The organism is Streptomyces sp. NPDC058701 (assembly GCF_042715295.1).
Classification (GTDB): Bacteria; Actinomycetota; Actinomycetes; order Streptomycetales; family Streptomycetaceae; genus Streptomyces.
In genome coordinates this window covers 183,013-208,959 of the sequence record NZ_JBHXSY010000008.1, presented here as the reverse complement: position 1 = coordinate 208,959, position 25,947 = coordinate 183,013, and the positions used below count along the sequence as shown (strand labels likewise).

The 25,947-nt window shown below is 72.9% G+C and carries 20 protein-coding genes; 9 read left to right on the top strand and 11 right to left on the bottom strand.

Going from position 1 to position 25,947, the window contains the following annotated elements:
• Positions 1–101 precede the first annotated feature (101 nt).
• Together ACFWW8_RS11800 and ACFWW8_RS11795 are read right to left on the bottom strand one after the other, a co-directional pair.
• Positions 102–1,535 carry an aminopeptidase gene (locus tag ACFWW8_RS11800; protein WP_386526910.1) on the bottom strand — a complete coding sequence of 478 codons (1,434 nt, stop codon included), beginning with the start codon at positions 1,533–1,535 and terminating at the stop codon, positions 102–104.
• Positions 1,536–1,619: 84 nt separating this feature from the next.
• Positions 1,620–2,144 carry a hypothetical protein gene (locus ACFWW8_RS11795; protein ID WP_386526907.1) on the bottom strand — a complete coding sequence of 175 codons (525 nt, stop codon included), beginning with the start codon at positions 2,142–2,144 and terminating at the stop codon, positions 1,620–1,622.
• Between the two features lie 327 nt (positions 2,145–2,471).
• Between ACFWW8_RS11795 and ACFWW8_RS11790 the strand changes: the two genes are divergently transcribed.
• On the top strand, positions 2,472–3,026 hold the full coding sequence (locus tag ACFWW8_RS11790) for an EF-hand domain-containing protein (protein WP_386526904.1): 555 nt from the start codon (positions 2,472–2,474) through the stop codon (positions 3,024–3,026).
• A gap of 115 nt (positions 3,027–3,141) precedes the next feature.
• Here the strand turns inward: ACFWW8_RS11790 and ACFWW8_RS11785 are convergent, their stop codons facing one another.
• Positions 3,142–7,005 (bottom strand): ABC transporter ATP-binding protein, encoded by a 3,864-nt coding sequence (locus ACFWW8_RS11785; protein ID WP_386526901.1) that lies wholly within the window; start codon positions 7,003–7,005, stop codon positions 3,142–3,144.
• 173 nt (positions 7,006–7,178) lie between these two features.
• Here ACFWW8_RS11785 and ACFWW8_RS11780 point away from each other — a divergent pair, with 173 nt between their 5' ends.
• Entirely contained in the window at positions 7,179–7,358 is a 180-nt protein-coding gene (locus ACFWW8_RS11780) for a hypothetical protein (RefSeq protein ID WP_386526898.1), read from the top strand.
• Between the two features lie 209 nt (positions 7,359–7,567).
• Here the strand turns inward: ACFWW8_RS11780 and ACFWW8_RS11775 are convergent, their stop codons facing one another.
• From ACFWW8_RS11775 to speB, 5 genes are all read right to left on the bottom strand, one after another.
• Positions 7,568–8,212 (bottom strand): hypothetical protein, encoded by a 645-nt coding sequence (locus tag ACFWW8_RS11775; RefSeq protein WP_386526896.1) that lies wholly within the window; start codon positions 8,210–8,212, stop codon positions 7,568–7,570.
• 1 nt (position 8,213) lies between these two features.
• Positions 8,214–10,367: a hypothetical protein gene (locus ACFWW8_RS11770; RefSeq protein WP_386526893.1), complete on the bottom strand. Its 2,154-nt coding sequence runs from the start codon at positions 10,365–10,367 to the stop codon at positions 8,214–8,216.
• Positions 10,368–10,374: 7 nt separating this feature from the next.
• Entirely contained in the window at positions 10,375–10,803 is a 429-nt protein-coding gene (locus ACFWW8_RS11765; RefSeq protein WP_386526891.1) for a hypothetical protein, read from the bottom strand.
• Between the two features lie 62 nt (positions 10,804–10,865).
• Entirely contained in the window at positions 10,866–12,548 is a 1,683-nt protein-coding gene (locus ACFWW8_RS11760) for a thiamine pyrophosphate-binding protein (protein ID WP_386526889.1), read from the bottom strand.
• A 4-nt stretch (positions 12,549–12,552) separates the two neighbouring features.
• Positions 12,553–13,521 carry an agmatinase gene (speB, locus tag ACFWW8_RS11755; RefSeq protein ID WP_386526886.1) on the bottom strand — a complete coding sequence of 323 codons (969 nt, stop codon included), beginning with the start codon at positions 13,519–13,521 and terminating at the stop codon, positions 12,553–12,555.
• Positions 13,522–13,637: 116 nt separating this feature from the next.
• Here speB and ACFWW8_RS11750 point away from each other — a divergent pair, with 116 nt between their 5' ends.
• From ACFWW8_RS11750 to tesB, 3 genes are all read left to right on the top strand, one after another.
• Positions 13,638–15,299 carry a PucR family transcriptional regulator ligand-binding domain-containing protein gene (locus ACFWW8_RS11750; protein WP_386526883.1) on the top strand — a complete coding sequence of 554 codons (1,662 nt, stop codon included), beginning with the start codon at positions 13,638–13,640 and terminating at the stop codon, positions 15,297–15,299.
• Between the two features lie 103 nt (positions 15,300–15,402).
• Positions 15,403–16,560: an acyl-CoA dehydrogenase family protein gene (locus ACFWW8_RS11745; protein WP_267718675.1), complete on the top strand. Its 1,158-nt coding sequence runs from the start codon at positions 15,403–15,405 to the stop codon at positions 16,558–16,560.
• A gap of 27 nt (positions 16,561–16,587) precedes the next feature.
• The gene (gene tesB, locus ACFWW8_RS11740) at positions 16,588–17,466 is read left to right on the top strand and encodes an acyl-CoA thioesterase II (RefSeq protein WP_386526881.1); all 879 of its coding nucleotides are present in this window, start codon (positions 16,588–16,590) and stop codon (positions 17,464–17,466) included.
• A gap of 18 nt (positions 17,467–17,484) precedes the next feature.
• Here tesB and ACFWW8_RS11735 read toward each other — a convergent pair whose 3' ends face one another.
• From ACFWW8_RS11735 to ACFWW8_RS11725, 3 genes are all read right to left on the bottom strand, one after another.
• Positions 17,485–18,345 carry a DUF4253 domain-containing protein gene (locus ACFWW8_RS11735; RefSeq protein ID WP_386526879.1) on the bottom strand — a complete coding sequence of 287 codons (861 nt, stop codon included), beginning with the start codon at positions 18,343–18,345 and terminating at the stop codon, positions 17,485–17,487.
• A 131-nt stretch (positions 18,346–18,476) separates the two neighbouring features.
• Positions 18,477–19,304, bottom strand: coding sequence for a phosphatase (locus tag ACFWW8_RS11730; RefSeq protein WP_386526876.1), 828 nt, complete (start codon positions 19,302–19,304; stop codon positions 18,477–18,479).
• A 56-nt stretch (positions 19,305–19,360) separates the two neighbouring features.
• Positions 19,361–19,939, bottom strand: a complete 579-nt coding sequence (locus ACFWW8_RS11725; protein ID WP_386526874.1) for a TetR/AcrR family transcriptional regulator — start codon at positions 19,937–19,939, stop codon at positions 19,361–19,363.
• 99 nt (positions 19,940–20,038) lie between these two features.
• On the opposite strand from ACFWW8_RS11725, the gene ACFWW8_RS11720 reads away from it, so the two are divergent.
• Genes ACFWW8_RS11720 through ACFWW8_RS11705 form a run of 4 tightly spaced genes read left to right on the top strand, consistent with a single transcriptional unit; the run spans position 20,039 to position 25,853 of the window.
• Positions 20,039–21,655: a carboxyl transferase domain-containing protein gene (locus ACFWW8_RS11720; RefSeq protein ID WP_386526872.1), complete on the top strand. Its 1,617-nt coding sequence runs from the start codon at positions 20,039–20,041 to the stop codon at positions 21,653–21,655.
• A 16-nt stretch (positions 21,656–21,671) separates the two neighbouring features.
• Positions 21,672–23,756: a biotin carboxylase N-terminal domain-containing protein gene (locus tag ACFWW8_RS11715; RefSeq protein ID WP_386526870.1), complete on the top strand. Its 2,085-nt coding sequence runs from the start codon at positions 21,672–21,674 to the stop codon at positions 23,754–23,756.
• Between the two features lie 11 nt (positions 23,757–23,767).
• A complete protein-coding gene (locus tag ACFWW8_RS11710; RefSeq protein WP_386527054.1) occupies positions 23,768–24,685 on the top strand; it encodes a hydroxymethylglutaryl-CoA lyase in 918 nt (305 codons plus the stop codon).
• Between the two features lie 7 nt (positions 24,686–24,692).
• A complete protein-coding gene (locus ACFWW8_RS11705; protein ID WP_386526867.1) occupies positions 24,693–25,853 on the top strand; it encodes an acyl-CoA dehydrogenase family protein in 1,161 nt (386 codons plus the stop codon).
• The last annotated feature ends 94 nt before the right edge of the window (positions 25,854–25,947 follow it).

Genomic DNA, 25,947 nt, shown 5'->3' with positions numbered 1-25,947 from the left:
GCACACGGCACCGGGCGGGCGGCTCCGGCGAACGGCGGCCCGGGACACGGGTGAGGGCGTGTCCGCACCGTGTGCGGACACGCCCCGGATTCACCTGCCGGCTACGGCCGCAGCTGCGGCTCGCGCTCCAGGTCGCGCTGGTCGAGCTGCGCGTCCGGCGCCGCCAGCGGCGCCGCCTTGCCCGTGTCGGCGAGCGCGGCGGCCGGAGCCACCCCGGCCCACTGGAGGATCTTCGCGGTGGCCAGCGTCCGCTCGCCGTCCAGGAGCTTGGCGACGTTGGCCCCGTGGTTGGCGCCGGGGGCGGTCATCACGTAGCTGTCGCGCACCCCGTAGCCGAGGCGGAACGGTTCGGCACCCCACGGGTCGTTCTGCCCGTACACGAACAGCATCTGGTTCGCGTTCGTGCGGACCCAGTGGTCCACGTCCGCCATGGCCCCCGGCTGGAAGGTCATCGGGATCGAGCGGGGCACGAAGTTGCGCGGCGGCTGGTAGCCGTAGCGGCTCAGGCCCTTGAGGTGGGGCTGCTTGATGTCGGGCGAGCCGAGCTGGGTGCCCGCCTGGTAGTAGTACGGCGTGTACGTCTCCAGGCCCTGGTCGGCGTAGGCCGAGAAGCCGGAGATCGCGTCGATGGTGTCCCAGATCTCCTGGTCCGAGGCGGTCGCGGCGGCCGGGACCGAGGAGCAGTCGGCGAGCAGGCTGTACTGCCAGAAGGCCCAGACGTAGTCGAGCACGACGGCCTCGTAGGCCTTGTCGAGGGTGCCGACGGTGGTGAAGGTCCAGCCGTTCTCGGCGGCGGCGGCCGCGTACTTGGCCTCCAGCGGCTCGCGGCGCACCAGCGCCTCGCGCTGCACGGCGTTCAGCCGGTCGCGGCACTCCTTGGTGCCGACCTTGTCGAAGAACCGGTCGTAGGCCGAGTCCTCCTTGTTGACGACGTCGTTGGGCGCGACGTACGCGACGATGCCGTCCATGTCGCGCGGGTAGAAGCGCTCGTAGTACGTGGCCGTCATGCCGCCCTTGCTGCCGCCCGTGGCCAGCCAGTTCTTCTTGTAGGTCTTCTTCAGGGCGGTGAAGAGGCGGTGCTGGTCACTGGCGGCCTGCCAGATGTCCAGGTTGGCCCAGTTGGCCGGGTCGGGCCGCGAGGGGGTGAAGAATCGATACTCCAGCGACACCTGGTTGCCGTCGACGATGGTCGTCGGCTCGCTCCGGCGCGGGTTGGTGTTGACGTTGTAGCCGGAGGTGAAGAACACCGTGGGCCGGGACACGTCCTTGTGGAGCAGGGTCAGGCGCTGCTTGAAGGTGCCCTTCCACGGCTGCCGGTGGTCGACCGGCTGCTCGTAGTTCAGTACGAAGAAGCGGTAACCCGGGTACGGCTTCTCCTCGATCAGGCTCATCCCCGGGATGCCGAGGATCTGGTCCTTGATGTCCGTGGCGGCGGCCGGCCCCGCGGCGGTGGCCGCTTGTGCCGTGGAGCCCGCAACACCCACGGTGCCGATCAGCACCACGAGTGACAGCAGCCATCCGAGCGTCTTGCGCATGCACCCTCCCCTTGCGTTCACTTCGGTCGCCGTGAACCTAGCGGGGCGAACACGCGTCTGACCAGACCTAGTTGGGTCGCGCCGTCAGCACAGGATCCAGCCGGAATCGACGGATCCGGCCCCCACACTCCCCCTTACATACACGCAGCGACTGATCGCGCCGACAGTGACAGGCCCGGCATATCGGGTGAATCGCCCCACGTCGCGGACCGGCGCCCCGCCCCGCGGCTGGATGCTGACCTCCATCGGCCGACGCTCGCCGGGAACGCGGGCCACCGCCATCGCGCAGGCCTGGGTGCGGCTCTTGTAGATCCGCACCTCACCCGTCGAGAAGGGCAGCGTCCGCGCCAGCCGGCCGCCGCAGCCCTCGCTCGCGGCCCGGACCTTCCCGGCCCGCAGGGCCCCGGACCCCACCGCTCCGACCGGCCCCGCCTGCGCCGCCCCGGCGCCCCCGCTCCGGGCCTGCCAGGCCTGCACGGCCCCGGCCCGGGCCGTCCCGGCCTCTGCGGGCGTCGCCGCGACCAGCCCGCCGGCGCACAGCGACAGCGCCGCCGCGAACACCCCCAGCACGACGGCCCACCGTCCGCGCCCCCTCCACACCTGCACCATCCAGCCCCCCCAACGGTCGTACGCACACCGCGCGCACGCACGTACGACGTTCCGACCACCCGGAAGGTTGCAACGCACAAGCATCCGCGGCACGGTGGCCGGTTCGCGCCGGTCCGAAACGTGGCGAACCGCCCCAACGCACCCGGATCCGGCCCGCCCCGCCCGGCCACCGGACCCGCGCACTCCGGGTCTGTCGGACCCGGAGGCCCCTCCCCCGTACGAGTGCATCCACAACTTCCCAGCGGGAGAGGGGGAGTTCACGATCACCGGGAAGATTACGCTAGGCGATCGGACGACCGCCCACCGTAGCCGCGAAAGGCCACCGACATGACGAACGACCTGCTCGACCGCAAGCTGGAGCGCGCCTTCACGCACCTGGACGTCAACGACGACCGGGTCATCGACGAGCACGACATCATCGGGCTCGGCTCCCGCCTGCTCACGGCCCTCGACGAGCCGGCGGACTCGCCCAAGGCGGCGAAGGTCATGAGCGGGCTCGTCGACTACTGGGTCGAGCTGTTCAAGGAGCTGGACGTCGACAAGGACCACAAGCTCACGCAAGCGGAGTACAAGCAGGGCATGACGCGCCTCTTCCAGGACGGCGGCGCGGCGTACGACAGGTCCTTCCGCCCGATGGTCCAGGCGATCCTGACGGTCGTCGACACCAACGGTGACGGGCACATCAGCCCGGAGGAGTTCCACAAGGCCCAGCTGGCCTTCGACACGAAGCTGGACCCCGCGGACGCGGACGCCCTCTTCGCGAAGATCGACAAGAACCACGACGGGTACCTGACCGTGGACGAGCTCCTCGACGCCGTGCGCGAGTACTACACCGGTACGGACGAGGACGCCCCCGGCAACCTGCTGTTCGGCGAGCTCTGAGCCGGCGCGGCGGCGGCCCGGGTTCCGGGCACCGTCCCCCGCAGCCCGGACCGGCCGGGACCCCGGCGGGAGCCTGGGACCCGCCCGGCGACCCCGGGGCCGCCGGGGCCGGAGCCTAGGCCGCGGCCGGCTCGTCCTCCCCCACGAAGGTGCGCCACAGGTCGGCGTACCGCCCGCCGAGGCCCAGGAGTTCGGCGTGGGTGCCGTCTTCCACCACCCGGCCGCGGTCCATGACCACGACCCGGTCGGCACGGGCCGCGGTGGTCAGCCGGTGGGCCACCACCAGGGTGGTGCGCTTGCCCGCGAGCCGGTCGGTGGCCCGGTTGACCTGGGCCTCCGTGGCGAGGTCGAGGGCGGCGGTCGCCTCGTCGAGCAGCAGCACGTCGGGGTCGACGAGCTCGGCGCGGGCCAGCGCGATCAGCTGGCGCTGCCCGGCGGAGAGGTTGCGGCCGCGCTCGGAGACGGTGTGCAGGTAGCCGCCGTCGAGGGTGGCGATCATGGCGTGGGCGCCGACCGCGCGGGCGGCGGCCTCCACCTCGGCGTCGCTCGCTTCGGGCCGGCCGTAGGCGATGGCGTCACGGACGGTCCCCGGGAAGAGGTACGGCTCCTGGGGGACCACGCCGAGCCGGTGGCGGTACGCCGTCAGGTCGAGCTCCCGCAGGTCGGCGCCGTCGGCGGTGATCCGTCCGGAGGTCGGGTCGTAGAACCGGGCCACCATCTTGACCAGCGTGGACTTGCCCGCTCCGGTCTCGCCGACGAAGGCCACGGTCTGCCCGGCGGGTATCCGCAGGCTGATTCCGGCCAGCGCCTCCCCCTTCTCGCCCCGCTCCTCGGCCGTGCCGTACTGGAAGCGGACGTCCTCGAAGGCGATCTCCCCGCGCAGCTCCGGCACCTCGCCGGGGTCGGTCGGCCTCGGCGTGGAGGTGGGCTCCCGCAGCAGTCCCTGGATCCGGCCGAGCGAGACGGTGGCCTGCTGGTAGCCGTCGAAGACCTGGGAGAGCTGCTGGACCGGGGCGAAGAACAGGTCGATGTAGAGCAGGTACGCCACCAGCGCGCCGAGGGTCAGGGTCCCGGCGTCCACCCGGCCGGCGCCGACGATGAGCACGGCGGCCGCCGCGCCCGAGGACAGCAGCTGCACGAACGGGAAGTAGACGGAAATCAGCCACTGGCCGCGGACGCGGGCCTCGCGGTACGCGTCGCTGCGCTCGGCGAACCGGGCGGCGCCGGCGCCCTCGCGGCGGAAGGCCTGGACGATGCGCAGCCCGGAGACGGACTCCTGGAGGTCGGCGTTGACCAGGCTGACCCGGTCGCGGGCGAGCTCGTACGCGGCGACCGACTTGCGGCGGAAGTAGACCGTGCCGACCACCAGCAGGGGCAGGGTCGCGAAGACGATCAGCGCCAGCTCGACGTCGAGGACGAGCAGGGCGACGAGGATGCCGAAGAAGGTGAAGACGGAGACGACGGCGGTGACCAGCCCGGTCTGGAGGAACGTGGACAGGGCGTCGACGTCGGTGGTCATCCGCGTCATGATCTTGCCGGTCAGTTCGCGCTCGTAGTAGTCGAGGCCGAGGCGCTGGAGCTGGGCGAAGATCTTGACGCGCAGCGCGTACAGCACGCGCTCGCCGGTGCGGCCCGTCATCCGGGTCTCGGCGAACTGCGCGGCCCACTGGGCGACCACGATCACGAGGGCGAACCCGGCGGCCACCCAGACGGCGCCCAGCGCTGCCTGCTCGACGCCCTGGTCGATGCCGTGGCGGATGAGGATGGGCAGCAGCAGCCCGGCGCCCGCGTCGACGGCCACGAGGCCGAGGCTGACGGCGAGCGGCGCCCAGAAGCCCTTGAGGAGGCGGCGCAGACCGTAGCTCTCCTCGGCGGCCGCGGCGCGGGTCTCGTCCACGTCGGGTTCGTCGTCGGCGGGCGGCAGCGCGGCCACCTGTGCGAGGAGCTCGGGGGTGGCGGGCATCCCGGCCACCGCTCCGGCCATGGAGTGCCCGGCCCCGGGGGCGCGGATCCCGGCGGAGCCGTCGGGCGCGGCGGCGGAGGCGTGGTCCGCCTCCTCCTGGCGCCGCCACAGCTCGGGGGTGATCCCGCCCGCGACCCGGCGCTTGGCGTTGACGGGCTCGCAGTCGATCTCCGCTTCGAGTTCGATGCCCCGCTCCAGGTCGCCGTCCCGGTCGAGGTCGCGTTCGAACTCGTCCATCGGCGTGTCGGCCGGCGTGCGCGGCGAGCCGGCACCGAGGGCGTCGGGGTCGGTGAGGAGCCTGCGGTAGAGGGCGGAGCGGCGCTCCAGCTCCTCGTGCGTACCGAGGTCGGCGAGCCGGCCGCCGTCGAGTACGGCGATCCGGTCGGCCAGCGCGAGCGAGGAGCGGCGGTGCGCGATCAGCAGGGTGGTCCGGCCGGCCATGACGGCGCGCAGCGCCTCGTGGATCTCGTGCTCGACGCGGGCGTCCACGGCGGAGGTAGCGTCGTCGAGGAGCAGCAGCCGGGGGTCGGTGAGGATGGCGCGGGCGAGCGCGATGCGCTGGCGCTGGCCGCCGGAGAGGGTGAGCCCCTGCTCGCCGACCTTGGTGTCGTAGCCGGCCGGGAGGGCCTCGATGAAGCCCTCGGCCTGGGCGGCGCGGGCGGCGGCCCGGATCTGCTCGTCACCGGCCTCGGGGTGCCCGTAGGCGATGTTCGCGCGGATGGTGTCGGAGAAGAGGAAGGAGTCCTCGGGCACCAGGCCGATGGCCGACCTGAGGGACGCGTACGTCAGGTCGCGGACGTCGTGGCCGCCGACGCGGACGGTGCCGCGGTCGGGGTCGTAGAAGCGGGGCAGGAGGAGCGAGAGGGTGGACTTGCCGCTGCCGGAGGCTCCGACGAGGGCGATGGTCTCCCCCTCGGCCAGGGAGAGCGAGAACCCGTCGAGCACGGGCCGCTCGCGGTCGTAGCCGAAGGCGACGCCGTCGAACTCGACGGTGGCGGGCGAGTCGGCGGGCAGCTCGGTGGCGCCCTCCCGGATCACGGGCTCGGTGTCGATGAGCTCGAAGACCCGCTCGGCGCCGGCGCGGGCCTGCTGGCCGACGGTGAGGACCATGGCGAGCATCCGGACGGGGCCGACGAGCTGGGCGAGGTAGGTGGAGAAGGCGACGAAGGTGCCGAGGGTGACCTGGCCGTTGGTGGCCATCCAGCCGCCGAGGGCCAGCATGGCGACCTGTGCGAGGGCCGGTACGGCCTGGAGCGCCGGGGTGTAGCGGGAGTTCAGCCGGATGGTCCGCATCCGGCCGGCGAACAGCCGGCGGCCGGCGGCGCGCAGCTTGCCGGTCTCCTGGTCCTCCTGGCCGAAGCCCTTCACGACGCGGACGCCGGTCACGGCCCCGTCGACGACGCCAGCGACGGCGGCGGCCTGCCCCTGGGCCCACCAGGTGGCGGGGAAGAGCTTCTTGCGGCTGCGCTTGGCGATGAACCAGAGGGCGGGGGCCATGAGGAGCGCGACGACGGTCAGCAGCGGGGACAGCCACAGCATGATGCCGAGGGATATCCCGAAGAGGAGGAAGTTCCCGATGGTCATCGGGAGCATGAAGAGCAGGCCCTGGATGAGCTGGAGGTCGCTGGTGGCCCGCCCGATCACCTGGCCGGTGGACAGCTCGTCCTGCCGCCGGCCGTCGAGGCGGGCGATGGTGTCGTACATGTCGGTGCGCAGGTCGTGCTGCACGTCGAGGGCGAGGCGGCCGCCGTAGTACCGGCGGATGTAGGTGAGTACGTAGACGAGCAGGGCGGCGGCTATGAGCAGGCCGGCCCAGGGCGCCATGTCCCTGGTCTTGTCCCCGATGACGTCGTCGATGATCACCTTGGTGACCAGCGGGACGAGCGCCATGACGGCCATGCCGGCCAGCGATGACCCGAGCGCGAGGAGCACGTTGACCTTGTAGCGCCAGGTGTAGGCGATCAGCCTCCTGCCCCAGCCCTGGTGTTCCCCGACCGCCGTCTTCGCCGCCGTCACGTGATGCCTCCCCGTAGCTCCTGCCCTGCCGCCTCCCCCAACGCCCCGACCGGCGGATTTCATCCCTCCGCAACAATCGAACGGGTTTGCGCGCCGTTCGGCGAGCCGCCCTGAGCCGTACGGGTCACGGGGGCAGCGGGAGCCGCGGGGCGGCGCCCGGCGATACTCGGCGCATGACGATCAAGGACACCGAAGCCGACCCGGCCCCGTGGGTCCGCGCCTCGGCCCCGGCGGCCGCGGCCCGGCCCCTCCCCGCGCCCCTCCCGACCGCGGCCGCGGCCGCGGTCGCGAACCACGAACCGGACCGCGACGAGGACGACCTCCTCCTGTCGGGCTGGTTCACCCCGGCATAGGCCGTATCCGCCGGCCGGGCGCGGATGCGGTTGCGGTTGCGCGCCCGGCTCGCCACCTGGAAGGTCGGCGCGGGAGCCGCAGGAACGGCCGAGCTGGTCCTGTCCGAGCCGGTCACCAACGCCGTACGTCGTGGAGGCGCTCGCAGCACGGTGGGGCTGCCGCCCCCGGCCGCACGGCATCGGCAAGGCCGTCTGGGCCGAGGTGGGCCTCAGGGGGCAGGCAGCGGCTTCACGACGGGGGGCGCGGCGAGGGGCTTGTTCTCGCAGCCGAGGGCGTCGGTGACCCGGCGGGCCATCAGATAGGTGAGAGTCATCCGCCTGTCCTTGGCCGCCTGATCCACGACCGGCCCGTCCGGCCGGTCGAACATCGCGTCCGCCGAGAGCCGCACGTTTCGCGACTGTCCCCCGAGCTCACCGGGCAGGTCGCACTGGACGAGCAGCGTGGACTGGCCGGCGCTCGCCACGCCTCCCGCACCGTTCAACTCGTACGACGCGCCATTGTGGGACGGGGACACCTCGGAAGCCGCCCGGGGGGACCAGCCGAACGAAAAGATCGCATGTCCACGAACCTGCCGGTCATCCTCGTACCGGCACGCAGTGTTGAAATACGAGTCCTTGCCCGGCCGCATCTGCTGCACCGCCGCTTTCATCTTGTCCACCAGCTGGTCCGTGGACTTGTAGGCCTTCGTCTCGTAGCCCTCGGTACCGAGGATCTCCCGCACGAGCGCCTCCTCCTCCGAGGAGGCGATCCCGCACAGGTTCGCAGCCTTCCCCTCGGAGTCGCCCGAAGCGCACGACGCCAGCGTCAGCACGCAGACGAGCGCAGCCGTCGAGCTTCCGATGGTCTTGATCACGTCACGGCCTGAGATGTGCACGAGCAGCTTCCCGTCCCGAGGTGTATCCCTCGCCCGCCTCGTTCTTGGCGTGATCGAACGCAGGATCATCGCTGATCTTCCACTCGCGTCCCCACGCGTCCAACAGACTGCTGGTTCCCTCGACACCAGCCGCGTAGTTGCTGCTGGAATCCTTCTTGCTCTGCTCCTCGGCCGCTTCTTTGACGCCCTCGACCCACTCGTACTTGGCCGAGTCGATCAGTGAGCCGCCGACCGTGCCGACGACCGGGATTTCGCCGATGAGCCCGTTCGCGACGGCAGCCGTGTGCTCGGACACGCCTTCCGCCCACGTGACGCGGTCCTCTTCCTTGTCCTTGTAGACGTCGGCCCCGATGCCGTTCAGGGCACCCGTTGCGGCCCCGATGTCGTGCGCGCGGTTGTCCCAGTCAGCGCTCACGCCGTGCGGGGAGTCGGCCTTGTACGGGGCGGCGGTCGCGAGCTGTTCCGCCGAGTAGGAACGCTCCGCTTCGACCAACAGGGCGTAGGCCGGGCCGTCGTCCGCGATGCCGCGCATCACGCGGACCAGGCTGCCCTGGCCGACCGCGATCTGGGCCTGATCGCCCGAACCGTGGATGGAGTCCTTGCCACTGACAAGGCCGAGGTCGCTCTCCTGACCTCCCAGGATGAGATGGGTGTCCGCCACGTAGTCGACCAGGGCCTTGGCCATCGGCTGACGGAACTTCTCCAGTTCCTCCGGGAACTCGTCGCCGCCCATGTCGTCGTCGATGAGACGGATGGCGTTGTGCATGACGCGCGCCTGGCCCTCGGTGTGCGTGCCCGCCGGGCCCATCTTCTCCCCGGGCGCGTCGCCGGTGGCCGCCGCGTGGAAGGCCGCGGCGAAGCCGTCCATCTTGTGCGGGTTTTCCATCTCCATCGGGGGGCCGTACGGCCCCGACATCCACTGGTCGTGCCACTTGCGGTCGGTGAGCAGGTGGTCCAAGTGGTCGTTCTTGTTGCCGGGCGCGTCCGGGTCGAGGAAGTAGGTGGCCGTCTCCGGGTCCTTGGCCATGATGCCCAGGATCGCGTCCAGCGGGTCCGAGACCAGATTGGGCCGTTGGGAGTCGTACGCGTGGGAGTACATGTTCGGCTTTGTCTTCTCGGCCTCGATGATGCCGTGCCCGACATCATTGAGGAACTGCTTGCCGTAGCCGTCGCCGTGGCCCATGAGCGTCAGGAGCGCCTGGTAGCCGTACGTCGGCCGCAGGCCCTTGGCGACCAGTTCCGGGCCCTGCTCCTTGAGGCCGTTGACGAACGGCTGGTAGGCGTAGCTCCCCGGGTCCTTCGTGCCCGAGGCGATCGTCCCGGCGAGGCCGGAGTTGATCGACTCGTAGAGCTTCTTGTCGGCTGCCGACGCGCCGCGTTCGTTGGACGCCAGGTTCATCTGGTCGGCGAGCTGCAGGGTGTCCTTCGCGCCCAGCGCGTGCAGGTACGCCTCGCTGAAGTGCTGGTCCCCGGAGTTCTGCCGCAGGAGGTCGTTGTAGTGCCGCAGCTCCTCCGGAGAGGCCTTGCCGTCACGGATCTTCGAGGTGAGCGCGAGCGCCTCCACGGCCTCGACGTCGTTCACCGGCTTGGAGTTGAAGCCGAACATCGCCGTGCCGTCCGCGCCGGACGCGTTCAGCAGGGCTACCTTGACGTCGGCGTCGAAGTCCGTGACCGCCTTGACCGTCTCGGCGATCCGGCGCGTCCAGGAGCGTTCGACCTCCGGGAGGTCGGGGTCGTGGCGGATCGCGTTCGCGGCGGCCGGGTCCGTCTTGCTGAAGTCGTAGCTGGCGACGCCGGCGTCCGAGACCTTCATGCCGGCGGCGACCGCGTCCGAGACGGCGGAGGTCACTCGCGACTTGAGGTTCACGAACTGGGCGTGTGCGTCGCGGAGCAGCGACTCCATGGCGAGCGCCTCGGTCTGGGCCGCGTCGAACTCCCCGCGGGTGATCCCCGAGTTCGTGCTCGCCACCTGGGCGCTGGAGCCCAGCCAGCCGTTGCCCGTCGATACGCTCTGGACTTCCTTCTCGTACACGTCCTCCATGGTCTTGAACTGCTTCGCCATGGCCTTCCAGCCGTCGGCGGCCGTCGTGAGCGCGGAGAGGTCCGTCTGCAGGATCTGCTGGTACGTCGGCATGTCTCCCCTACACCCCCGAGATGTTGGACTTCACCGGCTGGAAGCCGCGGCCGGTCAGCTGGTCGTTCCCGGTGAACAGGTTCGACGCCCCGCGCAGTGCCGTCTTCTCGGAGTCCAGGCGGGACATCAGCCGCTTCACCTGGTCGTCCCAGTGGGTGTGCGCCTTGGTCAGGCCCGCTGCCGTGTCCCAGCCGTTGAAGGCGGCGACCGCGCCCTTCGTCGGTTCGTCGGCCGCGTCCGCGGCCTTCCTGGTCCCGGGCTGCAGGACGTTCTCGATGGTGTTGGCCGCCTTCTTCTTCTCCGGCGGGGCGGTCGCCAGGACGCCCGAACCGCCGACGCCGCCCGGTTCGGCAGGAACCTGGTTCAGCCGCATCCGCGGTGACGGGCCGGCGGCTGCGGCCTGCTTCTGCGCGGCCCACTCCTGCTCGAACGACACTGCTCCCCCTACCGAATGCCGGTACCTGATCACCACCACCCTAACGAGGGGCCCGGGCGGCCCTAGACGTGCGTCGGGGCGAACATCCTGAGGGTCGTCGGGAGGACCAGGACCGAGGGGCCCGGTTCCGCGAGGGACGCGGCCAGGTCCTCGCTCAGGGTCTGCGGCGTGGTCGTGGCCGCCGGGACGCCGAAGGACGACGCCAGGGCGACGAAGTCGGGGCGGGTCAGTTCCGTGCCCGTGGCCCGGCCGAAGGACGCCGTCATGTACTCCCGCAGGATGCCGTAGCCGCCGTCGTCCACGATCAGCCACGTGACGTCGAGGTCGTGCTGGCGGGCCGTGGCCAGGTCCGCGAGCGAGTACATCGCGCCGCCGTCGCCGGACACGGCCAGCACCGGGGTGCCCGGTTCGGCGACGCAGGCGCCCAGGGCCGCGGGGAACGCGTAGCCGAGGCCGCCCGCGCCCTGCGCCGAGTGCATGGTGTTGGGGTGCTTCGGGTCGAAGGCGGACCAGGCCCAGTAGGACAGCATCGTCATGTCCCAGAAGGACGGGGAGCGCGCCGGGAGCGCCGAGCGGACGGACCGCAGGAGGTCCTGTTCCAGGCCGACGTCCTGGGTGGACAGCCGGGCCGCGATGTCCGCCAGGACCGTGCGGACGCGCTCGGGGGCGCCCGGGTCCTCCCGGGCGGGAACGGTCTCCAGCAGGGCCTGGAGCGCGAGCCGGGCGTCCGCGTGGATACCGAGGGCCGCGTGGTTCGACTCCAGCTTGCCGAGGTCCGCCTCGATCTGGACGACCCGGCCCGTGGGGAAGAACGTGTGGTAGTTCGACGAGAGTTCGCCGAGGCCCGAGCCGACGACCAGCAGGACGTCGGCGTCCTCCAGGAAGTCGGTCATGTGGCGGTCCTCCAGCCAGGACTGGAGGGAGAGCGGGTGCGTCCAGGGGAAGGCGCCCTTGCCGCCGAAGGTGGTGACCACGGGCGCGTTGAGCCGCTCCGCCAGCTGCCTGAGCTTGCCCGCCGCGTCGGAGCGGACGACGCCGCCGCCCGCGATGATCACCGGGCGTTCGGCCCCTCCCAGCCAGTGGGCCGCCAGCGCCGTCAGCTCGGGGCGCGGGACCAGTTCGTGGGGGGTCGCGTCCATGCCCGTGACCTGCGGCACGATCGTTTCCGCGCGGAGCACGTCCTCGGGGATCTCCACCCAGACCGGACCGTGCGGGGTGGTCAGGGCCGACTCCCAGGCCTCGGCCACCACCGACGGGATCTGGGAGGGGGTGCGCGCGGTGTGCACGGACTTCACCACGTCCCGGAAGGACGCGGACTGGTCGCGCAGCTCGTGCAGATGGCCGTGCCGGCCGCCGCCCAGGCCCGCGGACGGCACCTGCGAGCAGATCGCGAGGACCGGCGCGGAGGCGGCCGCCGCCTCCGCGAGGGCGGGCAGGGCCATGAGCGCGCCCGGCCCCGTGGAGAGCAGCAGGGGGACGGCCTCCCCGGTGATCCGGCCGTACGCGTCGGCCGCGAAGGCGGCGTTGTTCTCCGTACGGAGGCCGATCAGTCGCAGGTCGGAGCGGCCGACCGCGTCAAAGAGGCCCAGCGCGTGCTGGCCGGGCAGTCCGAAGACGGTCGTCGCGCCGAGCGAGCGGAGCGTCTCCACGACCAGGTCCCCGCCCGTGCGCCCCGGCGGCGGTGCGAGGGCGGCGGCCGTCTGGGCCTCGGTGGGACGGAGTACCAGGTCGTGGTCGTGCGTCACGTGCTCAGTTGCCCTTCGCCTTCGCCGCAGCGATCTGCCGGCTCATGATCGTGGTCAGCTCGTACGCGGTGTGCGAGGCCGCGACCGAGGTGATCTCCGCGTGATCGTACGCCGGGGCGACCTCGACGACGTCGGCGGAAACGAGGTTGCAGGAGGACAGCCCGCGGATGATCTCCAGCAGCTCGCGGGAGGTCATGCCGCCCGCCTCGGGGGTGCCGGTGCCGGGAGCGTGCGCCGGGTCGAGGACGTCGATGTCGATGGAGATGTAGAGGGGGCGGTCGCCGATGCGCTGGCGGAGCTGGTCGGCGACCTCGTCGGCGCCGCGGCGGTAGACGTCGGCCGAGGTGACGATGCCGAAGCCCATCTTGGCGTCGTCGGTCAGGTCCTGCTTGCCGTACAGCGGGCCGCGGGTGCCGACGTGGGAGAGCGCCTCGGTGTCGAGGATGCCCTCCTCCACGGCGCGGCGGAACGGGGTGCCGTGGGTGTACTCGGCGCCGAAGTAGGTGTCCCAGGTGTCCAGGTGCGCGTCGAAGTGCAGCAGCGCGACGGGGCCGTGCTTCTTGGCGACCGAGCGGAGCAGCGGGAGCGCGATGGTGTGGTCGCCGCCGAGGGTCATCAGGCGGGAGCCGGCGCCGAGGAGGTCGTCGGCGGCGGCCTCGACCTGGTCGACGGCCTCGTTGATGTTGAAGGGGTTCACCGCGATGTCACCGGCGTCGGCGACCTGCGCCAGGGCGAACGGGGAGGCGTCCTGAGCGGGGTTGTACGGGCGCAGCAGGCGGGAGGCCTCGCGGATGGCGTTGCCGCCGAAGCGGGCGCCGGGGCGGTAGGAGACGCCGGAGTCGAAGGGGACGCCCACGACGGCCACGTCGGCGGTGCCGACCTCGTCCAGGCGGGGGAGCCGGGCGAAGGTGGCCGGGCCCGCGTAGCGCGGGATGCGGGAGGAGTCGACGGGTCCGCGCGGCTGCGTGCTCATGGGGAGTGCCCTTCTGGAGGTCCTGCTGGTGCGGTGATTCGAGCGTAAGCGGACAGCCGTGAGGGGCGAAGTGTACGTTTCATCCATCATGGCCCCTCGATGTGTACGGAGCATCCATGGAAGCCGCCCCTTTTCCCACCCCGCCGGTCCCCCTGGCGCGGCTCCTCGCCGACCCCGAGCTGGGGCTGCGGCTGGTGGCCGGGGGCGCCGGAGCCGCCCGGGCCGAGGTGCACGGGGTGCACGCCTCCGAGATGGCGGACCCGTCGCCGTACCTGCTGGGCGGGGAGCTGCTGCTGACGGCGGGCGCCGAGCTGGGGGCGGATCCCGACCGGTACGCGGCCCGGCTCGTCGCGGCGGGCGCGGCGGCGCTCGGCTTCGGCGTGGCGCCCGTGCACGAGGCGGTGCCGCCCGGCCTCGCCGAGGCGTGCGGCCGGCACGGGCTGCCGCTGCTGGAGGTCCCGCCGGGGACCCCCTTCACGGCGGTGGCCCGTACGGTGTGGCGGCTGATGGAGCAGGCCCGTACGGGGGAGCTTCGCCGGGTCACCGAGGCCCAGCAGTCCCTCGCGGCGGCGGCCGCCCGCCCGGACCCGGTCCCGGCGGTGCTGCGGCGGCTCGCGGCGAGCCTCGGCGGGCGCGTCGAGCTGGCCCCGGACGGCCGGTCGGCGGGCGGGCCGGTTCCCGCCGGGGCGGCCGGGGCGCTGGCCGCGCTGCTGGCCCGGGTGGGGCGGGCGGGCGGCCCGGCCACGGCCACCGACGAGTCCGGAGGCTGGCACCTCGCGGCGTACGCACTGTCCCGGCACCCGGAACCGCCGCCGGGGCCCACTCTGCCCGCGCCGCCCGCACCCGCGACGCCCGGCGCCACGGCGGCCGCGCCCCCGCCGCCCGGCGCGACGCCCCCCGCACCCGCGACGCCCGCCACGGCGGCCCCCGGCACCCCGCCCCCCGGCCCAGCGCCCGCCGGAGCCGCCGCCGGCCCGTCCGGAACCCCGGGCGCGCCCCCGCCAGGAACGCCCGCCACGCCCGCCGCCCCCGCTTCCCCCGTCGCCCCCGCCCGTGCCCTCGGCACCGCCACGCCCGCGCGGGCCCCCGGTGACCACACGATCGCCTCGGTGGCGGCGGTCCTGCTCGCCCTGCTCACGGCCGACCGGCCCGCCGGCGACGAGGCCGCCGCGCTGACCCGGCTGCTGCTCGGCGGCTCCCCCGCCGGGTCACTGCCAGGGCCGGGGCCCTGGTACGCCGTCCACGCCCGGAGCACCGGCGGCGGCGACCCCCTGACCCTCGCCGCGGGGCTGGGCACCGTACTGCTGGACCCGCACGGGGAGGCCGTACGCCTGCTCGCCGACCGGGAGCCCGGCCCGCAGCCGGGGTGGCGCCTGGGGGTCAGCGCCCCGGCGGCGGCCGAGGGGCTCGCGACCGCCGACGCGCAGGCCCGGCGGGCCCTGGAGCGCGCCGAGGCGGCCCGGACCCCCCTCGCCCGGCACACGTCCGGGGGCCTGGGGGCCCTGCTCGATCCCGCCGAGGCGCGCGCGCACGCCGAGGCCCTGCTCGCCCCGCTGAACGGGACCCAGGCCGCCACCCTGCGGGCGTGGCTGGCCCACCACGGCAGCTGGGACCGGACCGCCGCCGCCCTCGGCGTGCACCGCAACACGGTCCGCCAGCGCATCGCCCGCACCGCCGCGCTCCTGGACCGGCGGGACCTGGACGACACGGACACCCGGATGGAGCTGTGGTTTGCGCTACGCGCTCTGGACACCGGCGACAACTCGCCGGTAACTTAATCTGAGCAAGCGCTTAGATGAGCCATCAATCGAGCAACGACGACGGCGCGCGACCACCTCCGCGAGAGCGGCGGCGGTTTAGCCGCATAAGGGAGGGCCGGCCGTGCGCCGTACCGTTTTCAACGAGGACCACGAGGCGTTCCGCGAGACCATCCGCGCCTTCATCGAAGCCGAGGTCGTCCCCGTCTACGACGAGTGGTTCCAGGCCGGCCAGGCGCCCCGCGATTTCTACTACAAGCTCGGCGAGCTGGGCGTCTTCGGCATCAACGTCCCCGAGGAGTTCGGCGGGGCGGGCCTGGACACGCACAAGTTCGAGGCCGTCCTCTACGAGGAGACCTCCCGCGCCGGCGTGAACTTCGGCGGTTCCGGCGTGCACGTGCTGCTCGCCCTCCCGTACATCAAGATGCTCTCCACCGACGAGCAGAAGAAGCGCTACCTGCCGAAGTTCGTCACCGGCGAGGAGATGTGGGCGCTCGCCATGACCGAGCCGGGCACCGGCTCCGACGTCGCGGGCATGAAGACCACCGCCAAGCTCTCCGAGGACGGCACCCACTACGTCCTCAACGGCTCCAAGACCTTCATCACCGGTGGCGTGCACGCCGACCGGGTGATCGTCTGCGCCCGCACCTCCGCCCCGCGCGAGGACGACCGCCGCTTCGGCATCTCCCTCTTCGCCGTGGACACCAAGTCCGAGGGCTACTCGATCGGCCGCAAGCTCGACAAGCTCGGCCTGCGCACCTCCGACACGGCCGAGCTGGCCTTCGTCGACGTGAAGGTCCCGGTCGAGGACCTGATGGGCGAGGAGAACAAGGGCTTCTACTACCTCGGTGCCAACCTGCCGTCCGAGCGCTGGGGCATCGCCTTCGGCGCCTACGCGCAGGCCAAGGCCGCCGTCCGGTTCGCCCAGCAGTACGTGACGGACCGCACCGTCTTCGGCAAGCCGGTCGCGCACTTCCAGAACACCAAGTTCGAACTGGCCTCCTGCCAGGCCGAGGTGGACGCCGCCGAGGCGGTCGCCGACCGCGCCCTGGAGGCCCTGGACGCCGGTGAGCTGACCGCCGCCGAGGCCGCCTCCGCGAAGCTGTTCTGCACCGAGGTCGCCCACCGCGTCATCGACAAGTGCCTCCAGCTGCACGGCGGTTACGGCTACATGAACGAGTACCCGATCGCCCGCCTGTACGCCGACAACCGCGTGAACCGCATCTACGGCGGCACCAGCGAGGTCATGAAGTCCATCATCGCCAAGTCCATGGGTCTGTAAGGGATTCGGGACACCTACCCTTCCCCCATGAACGAGGCACTGACGACGCTCCTCGATCTGCTCGACCTGGAGCAGATCGAGGAGAACATCTTCCGCGGTACCAGCCGTTCGGCGCTGGTACCGCGCGTGTTCGGCGGCCAGGTCGCGGCCCAGGCCCTGGTCGCGGCCGGGCGTACCGTTCCCGAGGACCGCGCCGCGCACTCCCTGCACTCGTACTTCCTGCGCGCCGGGGACCCGGGCGCGCCCATCGTCTACTCGGTGGACCGGATCCGCGACGGCCGCTCCTTCACCACGCGCCGGGTCGTCGCCGTCCAGCACGGGCAGCCGATCTTCCACCTCTCCGCGTCCTTCCAGACGTACGAGGACGGGCTCGACCACCAGGCCGCCATGCCGGCCGCCCCGGACCCGGAGACCCTGCCCACCGCCGCCGAGGCCCTGCCCGCATACCGGTCCGCCTTCCGCGATCCGGGCACCGTGGAGCGGTTGATCGACGCGCGCGCCGCCGTGGACCTGCGCTACGCGACGGTCCCGCCCTGGGGCAGTGTCGGCGAGCCGCTGGAGCCCCGGTCCCAGGTGTGGTTCCGTACGTCCGGGAAGCTGGAGAGCGACGATCCCCTGCTGCACACCTGCCTGGCCACGTACGTCTCGGACATGACGCTGCTGGACTCGGTGCTGCTCGCCCACGGGCGGGGCGGCTGGGCGGTCGGGGACGTGGTGGGGGCCTCGCTGGACCACGCCATGTGGTTCCACCGGCCGTTCCGCGCGGACGAGTGGCTGCTGTACGACCAGGAGTCGCCGTCGGCGGCCGCCGGCCGGGGCCTCGGCCAGGCCCGGATCTGGACCCAGGACGGGCGCCTGGCCGTGACGGTCATCCAGGAGGGCGTCGTCCGGGTCCCGCGTGCGTGACGCCCGCCCCGGCGGCCCTCAGTCCCACCAGAAGCCCCAGTGGCGGGTGCCGGTGACCGCCTCCTCCGCGTAGGCGCGGATGCTGCCGGAGCCCTGCCGGACGTTGTCGGGGCAGAACGCGAAGTGCTCCGCCGCGACGGGGAGGGCCCGGTCGGCCGTCGGCGGCGGGGCCGACACGGACACCTGGAGCTCGTCGAAGCCGAGGGCGACGACCCGGGCGCCGAAGCGGTCCTCCCAGGAGCGCAGGACGACGCTGAGGAGGGCGGTGTCGTTCTCGTGGTTCGTGGGTCCGCACCAGCCCGCCGCGGCGGGTACGTCGGCGGAGCGGCCCGCGGGGACCAGCGCGAGTCGCGGGCTCGGCAGGAAGCCGGTGGCGATCAGCTCGTCCGCGAGCGCGCAGGCCGCGGCCTCCGCGTCGGCCGGGTCCGGTACGCCCTCCGGCCCCGGCCGGGCGAGGCCCGGCCACCGCCTGCCGAACGGGGCGATGAGCTCCTCGCCCTCCGCCCCCTCCACGGGATCGGGGACGACCCCGGTCCACAGCGCGCGCAGCACCGGTTCGACGCGGTGGTCGTCGGGGTCGGACATCCGCTGCGGCATGAACTCCCGTTCGTGCCACCACCGCTCCAGCCCCCGGCGGTCCTGGAACAGCACGGCCTGGAGTCCGGCGGCGGCCGTCGCAGGGGTGCGGTGCGCGGCGAGATCGCCGGCGCCCACGGCCCCGTCGGAGACCCACAGCAGCGGCTCGGGAGCCCTGCCCCACCTCCGCCGGCCGGGCGCGGCGACGACCGTGCCGGGCGGCAGTTCCAGTCCCAGGGAGCGTCCCCGGGGGTCGTCGGCCAGGACGGACAGCGGGTTGCGGGCGCGCGGCGGCTTCGGCATGGGGGCGACCGTAACGGCGGCCACTGACAGCGGGCGCCCCGGGCGGCGGCGCCCCTGCGACCGCGGCAGCGGACCCCGGCAGCCGCCGGCGGCCGGAGCCGCGGCCCGCCGGTCCCATGCCGCCGGCCGCCCTACGCCTCCAGCAGGCCCGCCGCGTCCAGCAGGTACGCCACCATCGGGTCGTAGTGGCGCGGGTCGCGCACGTGGTCGTCCAGGGGGATCGCCACCTGGAGGGTGCCCTCGGCCTCGGCGAGGAACAGCGCCGGGTCGTTGCAGTCGGCGTAGCCCACCGCGTCGAGGCCCCGCTGGGCCGCGCACCCCGCCCAGCCGTGGTCGGCGACGACGAGGTCCGGCTGCGGGCGGTTCGACGCCGCCAGGCCGTCCAGGATCGCGGCCATCGGTTCCGGCGAATGGGTGTGCCACAGCGTCGCGCCCCGCTCCAGGACGGCGACGTCGGCGAACTGCCACACCGAGCCCTCGTCGGCGTGCAGCCCGGCCGGAATGACCACGATCTCGCAGCCCGCCGCCCGCAGCGCGGCCGCCGTCGCCCGGTGCACGTCCAGCAGCCCGCCCGGGTGCCCGGTGGCCAGCAGCACGCTCTGCCGGTCCAGGGCGGCCTTGCGCAATCGCGCCGCCAGCCGGTCCAGGCCGGCCACGGTCAGCTCCGGGTCGATGGTGTCCTGCCCGTACCGGTGCTCGGCGTCGTCCACGACCCCGCAGCGCTCCGCCATCACCGCGAGGACGTCCTGCTCGTCGGTCCAGCGGTCGCCCAGCTCCAGGCCGAGCCAGTAGTGCCGGTCGCCGTTGGCGAGCTTGCGGTAGTGGGAGAGGTTGTTCTCGCGCGGCGTCGCGACCTGCCCCGCGATGCGGGTGCGCACCAGGTGGTCGACGAGTTCGGCGCGGCTCGGCGGTTCAGCAGATCGGGCGGGCGTCTCTATCGGCTTCGGCATACGGCCCATTCTGCCGCCGCCCGGGCGGAGGCGTCCCGTCCATCTCGGTCGCCGGACGCGCCCGCTCACACGGACAGCGCCCCGAACGCCCCGTGGGCGAGCCGGCGCAGCAGCGACTCCGTCGCCTCCCGGCCCAGCGCGGCCAGGTGCGGGGTGGAGTTCAGCAGGCCGAAGACGGCGTGCACGGAGACCCGCACCTCGTCCTCGCCCACCTCGGGGTGCAGTTCCCGTACGACGTCCACCCACAGCTCGACGTACTGGCGCTGGAGCTGCCGCACGAGCTTGCGGTCGGCGTCCCGGAGGCGGTCGAGCTCCCGGTCGTGCACGGTGATCAGCGCACGGTCGTCGAGCGCGAAGTCGATGTGCCCGTCGATGAGGGAGGACAGCACCCCCGGCGGGTCGCCGGCCGCCTCCGCCACCCGGTGCCGGCCGCCGGCGAGCAGCCGTTCGCTGATGCCCACCAGGAGCTCGGCGAGCATCGCGTCCTTGCCCGCGAAGTGCCGGTACAGGCCGGGGCCGCTGATGCCCACCGCGGCCCCTATCTCGTCGACGCCGACCCCGTGGAACCCACGCGCGGCGAAGAGACGAGCGGCCTCACTGAGGATCTGCTCGCGACGGGTGGGGACGGCCGCTCTGGTGCTCATGGGAAACCATTCTAGACAGGGCCGTTAGCGGTCGTTAACCTAACTCCCACAAGCGTTAACGCTCATTAACACCGTGCACCGAGCAAGGGAGCTCGACCGATGCAGCAGGCACCAGTGCTGACGAGCGCCGCGGACCCGGCGTCCGAGGCCTGGCGGGCCAACGAGGCCGCCCACCGCGAGCTGGCCGAGGACCTGCGCGCCCGGCTGGAGACAGCCCGGCTCGGGGGCGGCGAGAAGGCCCGCGCCCGCCACACCGCGCGCGGCAAGCTCCTCCCGCGCGACCGCGTGGACGCCCTCCTGGACCCCGGCTCGCCCTTCCTGGAGCTGGCCCCGCTGGCCGCCGAGGGGATGTACGGGGGCTCGGCCCCCGCCGCCGGAGTCATCGCGGGCATCGGCCGGGTCGGCGGCCGCGAATGCGTGATCGTCGCGAACGACGCCACCGTCAAGGGCGGCACCTACTACCCGATGACCGTCAAGAAGCACCTGCGCGCCCAGGAGGTGGCCCTGGAGAACCGTCTCCCCTGTCTCTACCTGGTCGACTCCGGCGGCGCCTTCCTCCCCATGCAGGACGAGGTCTTCCCCGACCGGGAGCACTTCGGCCGCATCTTCTACAACCAGGCGCGCATGTCGGGGGCCGGCATCCCGCAGATCGCCGCCGTCCTCGGCTCGTGCACGGCCGGCGGCGCGTACGTGCCGGCGATGAGCGACGAGGCCGTCATCGTCCGCGGCCAGGGCACGATCTTCCTCGGCGGCCCGCCGCTGGTGAAGGCCGCCACCGGTGAGGTGGTCACGGCCGAGGAACTGGGCGGCGGCGAGGTCCACTCCCGCGTGTCCGGGGTGACCGACCACCTCGCGGAGGACGACGCGCACGCGCTGCGGATCGTACGGAACATCGTGGCGACCCTGCCCGACCGCGGGGCCCTGCCCTGGTCGGTGGAGGCCCCCGAGGAGCCGAAGGTGGATCCGTACGGGCTGTACGGCGCGGTCCCCGTCGACTCCCGGACCCCGTACGACGCGCGCGAGATCATCGCCCGGGTCGTGGACGGCTCCCGCTTCCAGGAGTTCAAGGCCGAGTACGGGCAGACCCTGGTCACCGGCTTCGCCCGGATCCACGGCCACCCGGTCGGGATCATCGCCAACAACGGCATCCTCTTCTCCGAGTCCGCCCAGAAGGGCGCCCACTTCATCGAGCTGTGCGACCAGCGCGGGATCCCGCTGCTGTTCCTGCAGAACATCTCGGGCTTCATGGTCGGCCGCGACTACGAGGCGGGCGGCATCGCCAAGCACGGCGCCAAGATGGTCACGGCCGTGGCCTGCGCCCGCGTGCCGAAGCTGACCGTGGTCGTCGGCGGCTCGTACGGCGCGGGCAACTACTCGATGTGCGGGCGCGCCTACTCGCCCCGCTTCCTGTGGATGTGGCCGAACGCCAAGATCTCCGTGATGGGCGGCGAGCAGGCCGCGTCGGTGCTGGCCACGGTCAAGCGGGACCAGATCGAGGGCGCCGGCCAGGACTGGCCGGCCGAGGACGAGGAGGCCTTCAAGGCCCCGGTCCGCGCCCAGTACGAGGAGCAGGGCAACGCGTACTACGCGACCGCCCGGCTGTGGGACGACGGGGTCATCGACCCCATGGAGACCCGGCAGGTGCTGGGACTGGCCCTGACCGCGTGCGCGAACGCCCCACTGGGCGACTCCGCTTTCGGCATCTTCCGTATGTGACGTGAGGACCTCTTCGATGTTCAGCACTGTTCTGGTCGCGAACCGGGGCGAGATCGCGGTACGGGTCATCCGCACGCTGCGGCAGCTCGGCATCCGCTCCGTGGCCGTCTTCAGCGACGCGGACGCGGACGCCCGGCACGTACGGGAGGCCGACACGGCCGTCCGGATCGGCCCGGCGGCAGCCGCGGAGAGCTATCTGTCGGTGGAGCGGCTGCTGGACGCGGCCCGCCGCACCGGCGCCGGGGCCGTCCACCCCGGCTACGGCTTCCTCGCGGAGAACGCGGCCTTCGCGGCCGCGTGCGCCGACGCCGGACTGGCCTTCATCGGGCCGCCCGCCTCGGCGATCTCGCTCATGGGCGACAAGATCCGCGCCAAGGAGACGGTGAAGGCGGCCGGTGTCCCGGTCGTCCCCGGCTCCTCGGGCAGCGGCCTCTCGGACGCCGAACTGGTCGAGGCGTCGCGGGAGATCGGCATGCCGGTGCTGCTCAAGCCCTCGGCGGGCGGCGGCGGCAAGGGCATGCGGCTGGTGCGCGACGAGACGGTGCTGGCCGAGGAGATCGCGGCCGCCCGCCGCGAGGCCCGCTCCTCCTTCGGCGACGACACCCTGCTGGTCGAGAGGTGGATCGACCGGCCGCGGCACATCGAGATCCAGGTGCTGGCGGACTCCCACGGGAACGTGGTCCACCTCGGCGAGCGGGAGTGCTCCCTCCAGCGGCGCCACCAGAAGGTGATCGAGGAGGCCCCGTCGGTCCTGCTGACGCCCCAGCTGCGGGCGTCGATGGGCGCGGCGGCCGTGGAGGCCGCCCGCTCCTGCGGGTACGTCGGCGCGGGCACGGTGGAGTTCATCGTCCCGGGCGGCGACCCGTCCTCGTACTACTTCATGGAGATGAACACCCGGCTCCAGGTCGAGCACCCGGTGACCGAGCTGGTCACCGGCCTGGACCTGGTGGAACAGCAGCTGCGGGTCGCGGCGGGTGGCGCCCTGGGCCTCACCCAGGCCGACGTCGTGCTGACCGGCCACGCCATCGAGGCCCGCGTCTGCGCGGAGGACCCGGCCCGCGGGTTCCTGCCGTCGGGCGGTACGGTCCTGGCCCTGGCCGAGCCGTCGGGCGGCCCGGTCCGCACGGACTCCGGCCTGCTGGCGGGCGTCCCGGTGGGCTCCGCGTACGACCCGATGCTGTCCAAGGTCATCGCGTACGGCCCGGACCGGGCGACGGCGCTGCGGGTGCTGCGGGGCGCGCTCGCCGACACCGTGATCCTGGGCGTCCAGACGAACACCGGGTTCCTGCGGCGGCTCCTCGCCCACCCGGACGTGGTCGCGGGCGACCTGGACACGGGCCTGGTCGAGCGCGACCTGGCCGGACTCCTGCCGGAGGGCGTTCCGCCGGAGGTGTACGCGGCGGCCGCGCTGCTGGCCGAGGCCCCGGCGGTTGCGGGTGCGGCGGCCTGGGCGGACCCCTTCGACGCCCGCTCCGGCTGGCGCCTGGGCGGCACCCCGGCCTGGACCGTGCACCACTTCCGCCTGCCGGGCCAGGACCCGGTCGCGGTCCGCACCCGCCCCCAGGGCTCCGACACGGAACTCCTCCTCCCGACCGCCGACGATGACGCCGACGCCGGCCGCTGCCAGAATCCCGCCCCGCCGGCGTTCGAGGCGCGGGGTCCGGGGCGGAGCCCCGCGGCACCGGCCCGCGCCCGGATCGTCAGCCGCACCCCCGACGCCCTCACCCTCGAACTCGACGGTGTCACCCACCGGTTCAGCCACGCCGCCTCCCCGGAGGGGACCTGGCTGGGCCGCGACGGCGACAGCTGGCACGTCCAGGACCACGACCCCGTGGCGGCAGCGCTCGGCGGCCGGGGCCAGGGCGGCGCCGGAACCCTCGCCGCGCCCATGCCGGGCACCGTCACCGTCGTCAAGGTGGCCGTCGGGGACGAGGTCGTGGCAGGTCAGAGCCTGCTCGTCGTAGAGGCGATGAAGATGGAGCACGTCATCTCCGCCCCGCACGCCGGCACCGTCACCGAACTCGACGTCACCCCCGGCAGCACCGTCGCCATGGACCAGGTCCTGGCCGTGGTCACCGCGGACGAGGAGGAGGGCCGGTGAACGGGCTCCCGATGAAGGTCCCCGCCCCCGGCCTCCCGGCGCGGGTGCGCATCCACGAGGTGGGCGCCCGCGACGGCCTGCAGAACGAGAAGACGGCCGTACCGACCGCCGTCAAGGCGGAGTTCGTCCACCGCCTCGCCGCGGCCGGCCTGACGACCATCGAGGCCACCAGCTTCGTCCACCCCAAGTGGGTGCCCCAGCTCGCCGACGCCGAGGAGCTCTTCCCGCTCCTGGCCGACGTGGACGCGGCGCTCCCCGTCCTGGTCCCCAACGAGCGCGGGCTGGACCGCGCGCTCGCCCTGGGCGCCACCCGCATCGCGGTGTTCGGCTCGGCCACCGAGACCTTCGCGTCCCGCAACCTCAACCGCACGGTCGCCGAGTCCCTCGCCATGTTCGAGCCCGTCGTGGCCCGGGCCCGGCAGGACGGCGCCCACGTCCGCGGCTACCTCTCGATGTGCTTCGGCGACCCGTGGGAGGGGCCGGTCCCGCTCCCCCAGGTCGTCTCCGTCGCCACCGCCCTGCTGGACCTCGGCTGCGACGAGCTGAGCCTCGGCGACACCATCGGCGTCGCCACCCCGGGCCACGTCCAGGCCCTGCTGGAGGGCCTGAACGGCGCGGGCGTCACCAACGACCGGATCGGCGTGCACTTCCACGACACGTACGGACAGGCCCTGTCCAACACCCTCGCCGCCCTCCGGCATGGCGTGACCACCGTCGACGCGTCCGCCGGGGGCCTCGGCGGATGCCCGTACGCCAAGAGCGCCACCGGGAACCTCGCCACCGAGGACCTGGTGTGGATGCTCGACGGCCTCGGCATCGAAACCGGGGTCGATCTGGCCGCCCTCACCGCCACGAGCGTGTGGATGGCCGAACGGCTGGGCCGGCCCAGCCCCTCCCGCACCGTCCGCGCCCTCTCCCACAAGGAGTAGTCACACCATGCCCCTCGACCACCGGCTCACCCCCGAGCACGAGGAACTCCGCCGCACCGTCGAGGCGTTCGCGCACGACGTGATCGCGCCCAAGATCGGCGACCTGTACGAGCGCCACGAGTTCCCGTACGAGATCGTCGCCGAGATGGGCCGCATGGGCCTGTTCGGCCTGCCCTTCCCGGAGGAGTACGGCGGCATGGGCGGCGATTACCTCGCCCTCGGCATCGCCTTGGAGGAGCTCGCCCGCGTCGACTCCTCCGTCGCCATCACCCTGGAGGCCGGGGTCTCCCTGGGCGCCATGCCCCTCTACCTCTTCGGCTCCGAGGAGCAGAAGCGGGAGTGGTTGCCGAAGATGTGCTCCGGTGAGGTCCTGGGCGCCTTCGGTCTGACCGAGCCGGGCGCCGGCAGCGACGCCGGCGGCACCCGCACCACGGCGGTGCGCGACGGCGACGCATGGGTGATCAACGGCTCCAAGTGCTTCATCACCAACTCCGGTACGGACATCACGGGCCTGGTCACCGTCACGGCCGTGACCGGCCGCACGGCGGACGGCCGCCCCGAGATCTCCTCGATCATCGTCCCGTCCGGCACCCCGGGCTTCACGGTCGCCGCCCCGTACTCCAAGGTCGGCTGGAACTCCTCGGACACCCGCGAGCTGTCCTTCTCCGACGTACGGGTGCCCCTGGCCAACCTGGTCGGCGCGGAGGGCCGCGGCTACGCCCAGTTCCTGCGGATCCTCGACGAGGGCCGCATCGCCATCTCCGCCCTGGCGACGGGTCTGGCACAGGGCTGCGTGGACGAGTCGGTGAAGTACGCCAGGGAGCGGCACGCGTTCGGCAAGGCCATCGGCGACAACCAGGCCATCCAGTTCAAGATCGCGGACATGGAGATGCGCGCCCACATGGCCCGCGTCGGCTGGCGCGACGCGGCCTCCCGGCTGGTGGCGGGCGAGCCGTTCAAGAAGGAGGCGGCGATCGCGAAGCTGTACTCCTCGACGGTGGCCGTGGACAACGCCCGCGAGGCCACCCAGATCCACGGCGGCTACGGGTTCATGAACGAGTACCCGGTGGCCCGCATGTGGCGCGACTCCAAGATCCTGGAGATCGGCGAGGGCACCAGCGAGGTCCAGCGCATGCTGATCGCCCGCGAGCTGGGCTTCTCCGTCTGACCGCGCCCCGCTTCGCCCTCTCCCCCGGTCCGCGTGCGGGCCGGGGGAGAGCCGTGTCGGGGAGAGCCGTGTCGGGTGACCCGTCCGCAGTCTC

Coding starts and splice junctions, on each gene's coding strand:
- ACFWW8_RS11800 (WP_386526910.1), bottom strand. CDS start 1,535: ATGCGCAAGACGCTCGGATGGCTGCTGTCACTCGTGGTGCTGATCGGC.
- ACFWW8_RS11795 (WP_386526907.1), bottom strand. CDS start 2,144: ATGGTGCAGGTGTGGAGGGGGCGCGGACGGTGGGCCGTCGTGCTGGGG.
- ACFWW8_RS11790 (WP_386526904.1), top strand. CDS start 2,472: ATGACGAACGACCTGCTCGACCGCAAGCTGGAGCGCGCCTTCACGCAC.
- ACFWW8_RS11780 (WP_386526898.1), top strand. CDS start 7,179: ATGACGATCAAGGACACCGAAGCCGACCCGGCCCCGTGGGTCCGCGCC.
- ACFWW8_RS11770 (WP_386526893.1), bottom strand. CDS start 10,367: ATGCCGACGTACCAGCAGATCCTGCAGACGGACCTCTCCGCGCTCACG.
- speB (WP_386526886.1), bottom strand. CDS start 13,521: ATGAGCACGCAGCCGCGCGGACCCGTCGACTCCTCCCGCATCCCGCGC.
- ACFWW8_RS11750 (WP_386526883.1), top strand. CDS start 13,638: ATGGAAGCCGCCCCTTTTCCCACCCCGCCGGTCCCCCTGGCGCGGCTC.
- tesB (WP_386526881.1), top strand. CDS start 16,588: ATGAACGAGGCACTGACGACGCTCCTCGATCTGCTCGACCTGGAGCAG.
- ACFWW8_RS11735 (WP_386526879.1), bottom strand. CDS start 18,345: ATGCCGAAGCCGCCGCGCGCCCGCAACCCGCTGTCCGTCCTGGCCGAC.
- ACFWW8_RS11730 (WP_386526876.1), bottom strand. CDS start 19,304: ATGGGCCGTATGCCGAAGCCGATAGAGACGCCCGCCCGATCTGCTGAA.
- ACFWW8_RS11725 (WP_386526874.1), bottom strand. CDS start 19,939: ATGAGCACCAGAGCGGCCGTCCCCACCCGTCGCGAGCAGATCCTCAGT.
- ACFWW8_RS11720 (WP_386526872.1), top strand. CDS start 20,039: ATGCAGCAGGCACCAGTGCTGACGAGCGCCGCGGACCCGGCGTCCGAG.
- ACFWW8_RS11715 (WP_386526870.1), top strand. CDS start 21,672: ATGTTCAGCACTGTTCTGGTCGCGAACCGGGGCGAGATCGCGGTACGG.
- ACFWW8_RS11710 (WP_386527054.1), top strand. CDS start 23,768: ATGAAGGTCCCCGCCCCCGGCCTCCCGGCGCGGGTGCGCATCCACGAG.
- ACFWW8_RS11705 (WP_386526867.1), top strand. CDS start 24,693: ATGCCCCTCGACCACCGGCTCACCCCCGAGCACGAGGAACTCCGCCGC.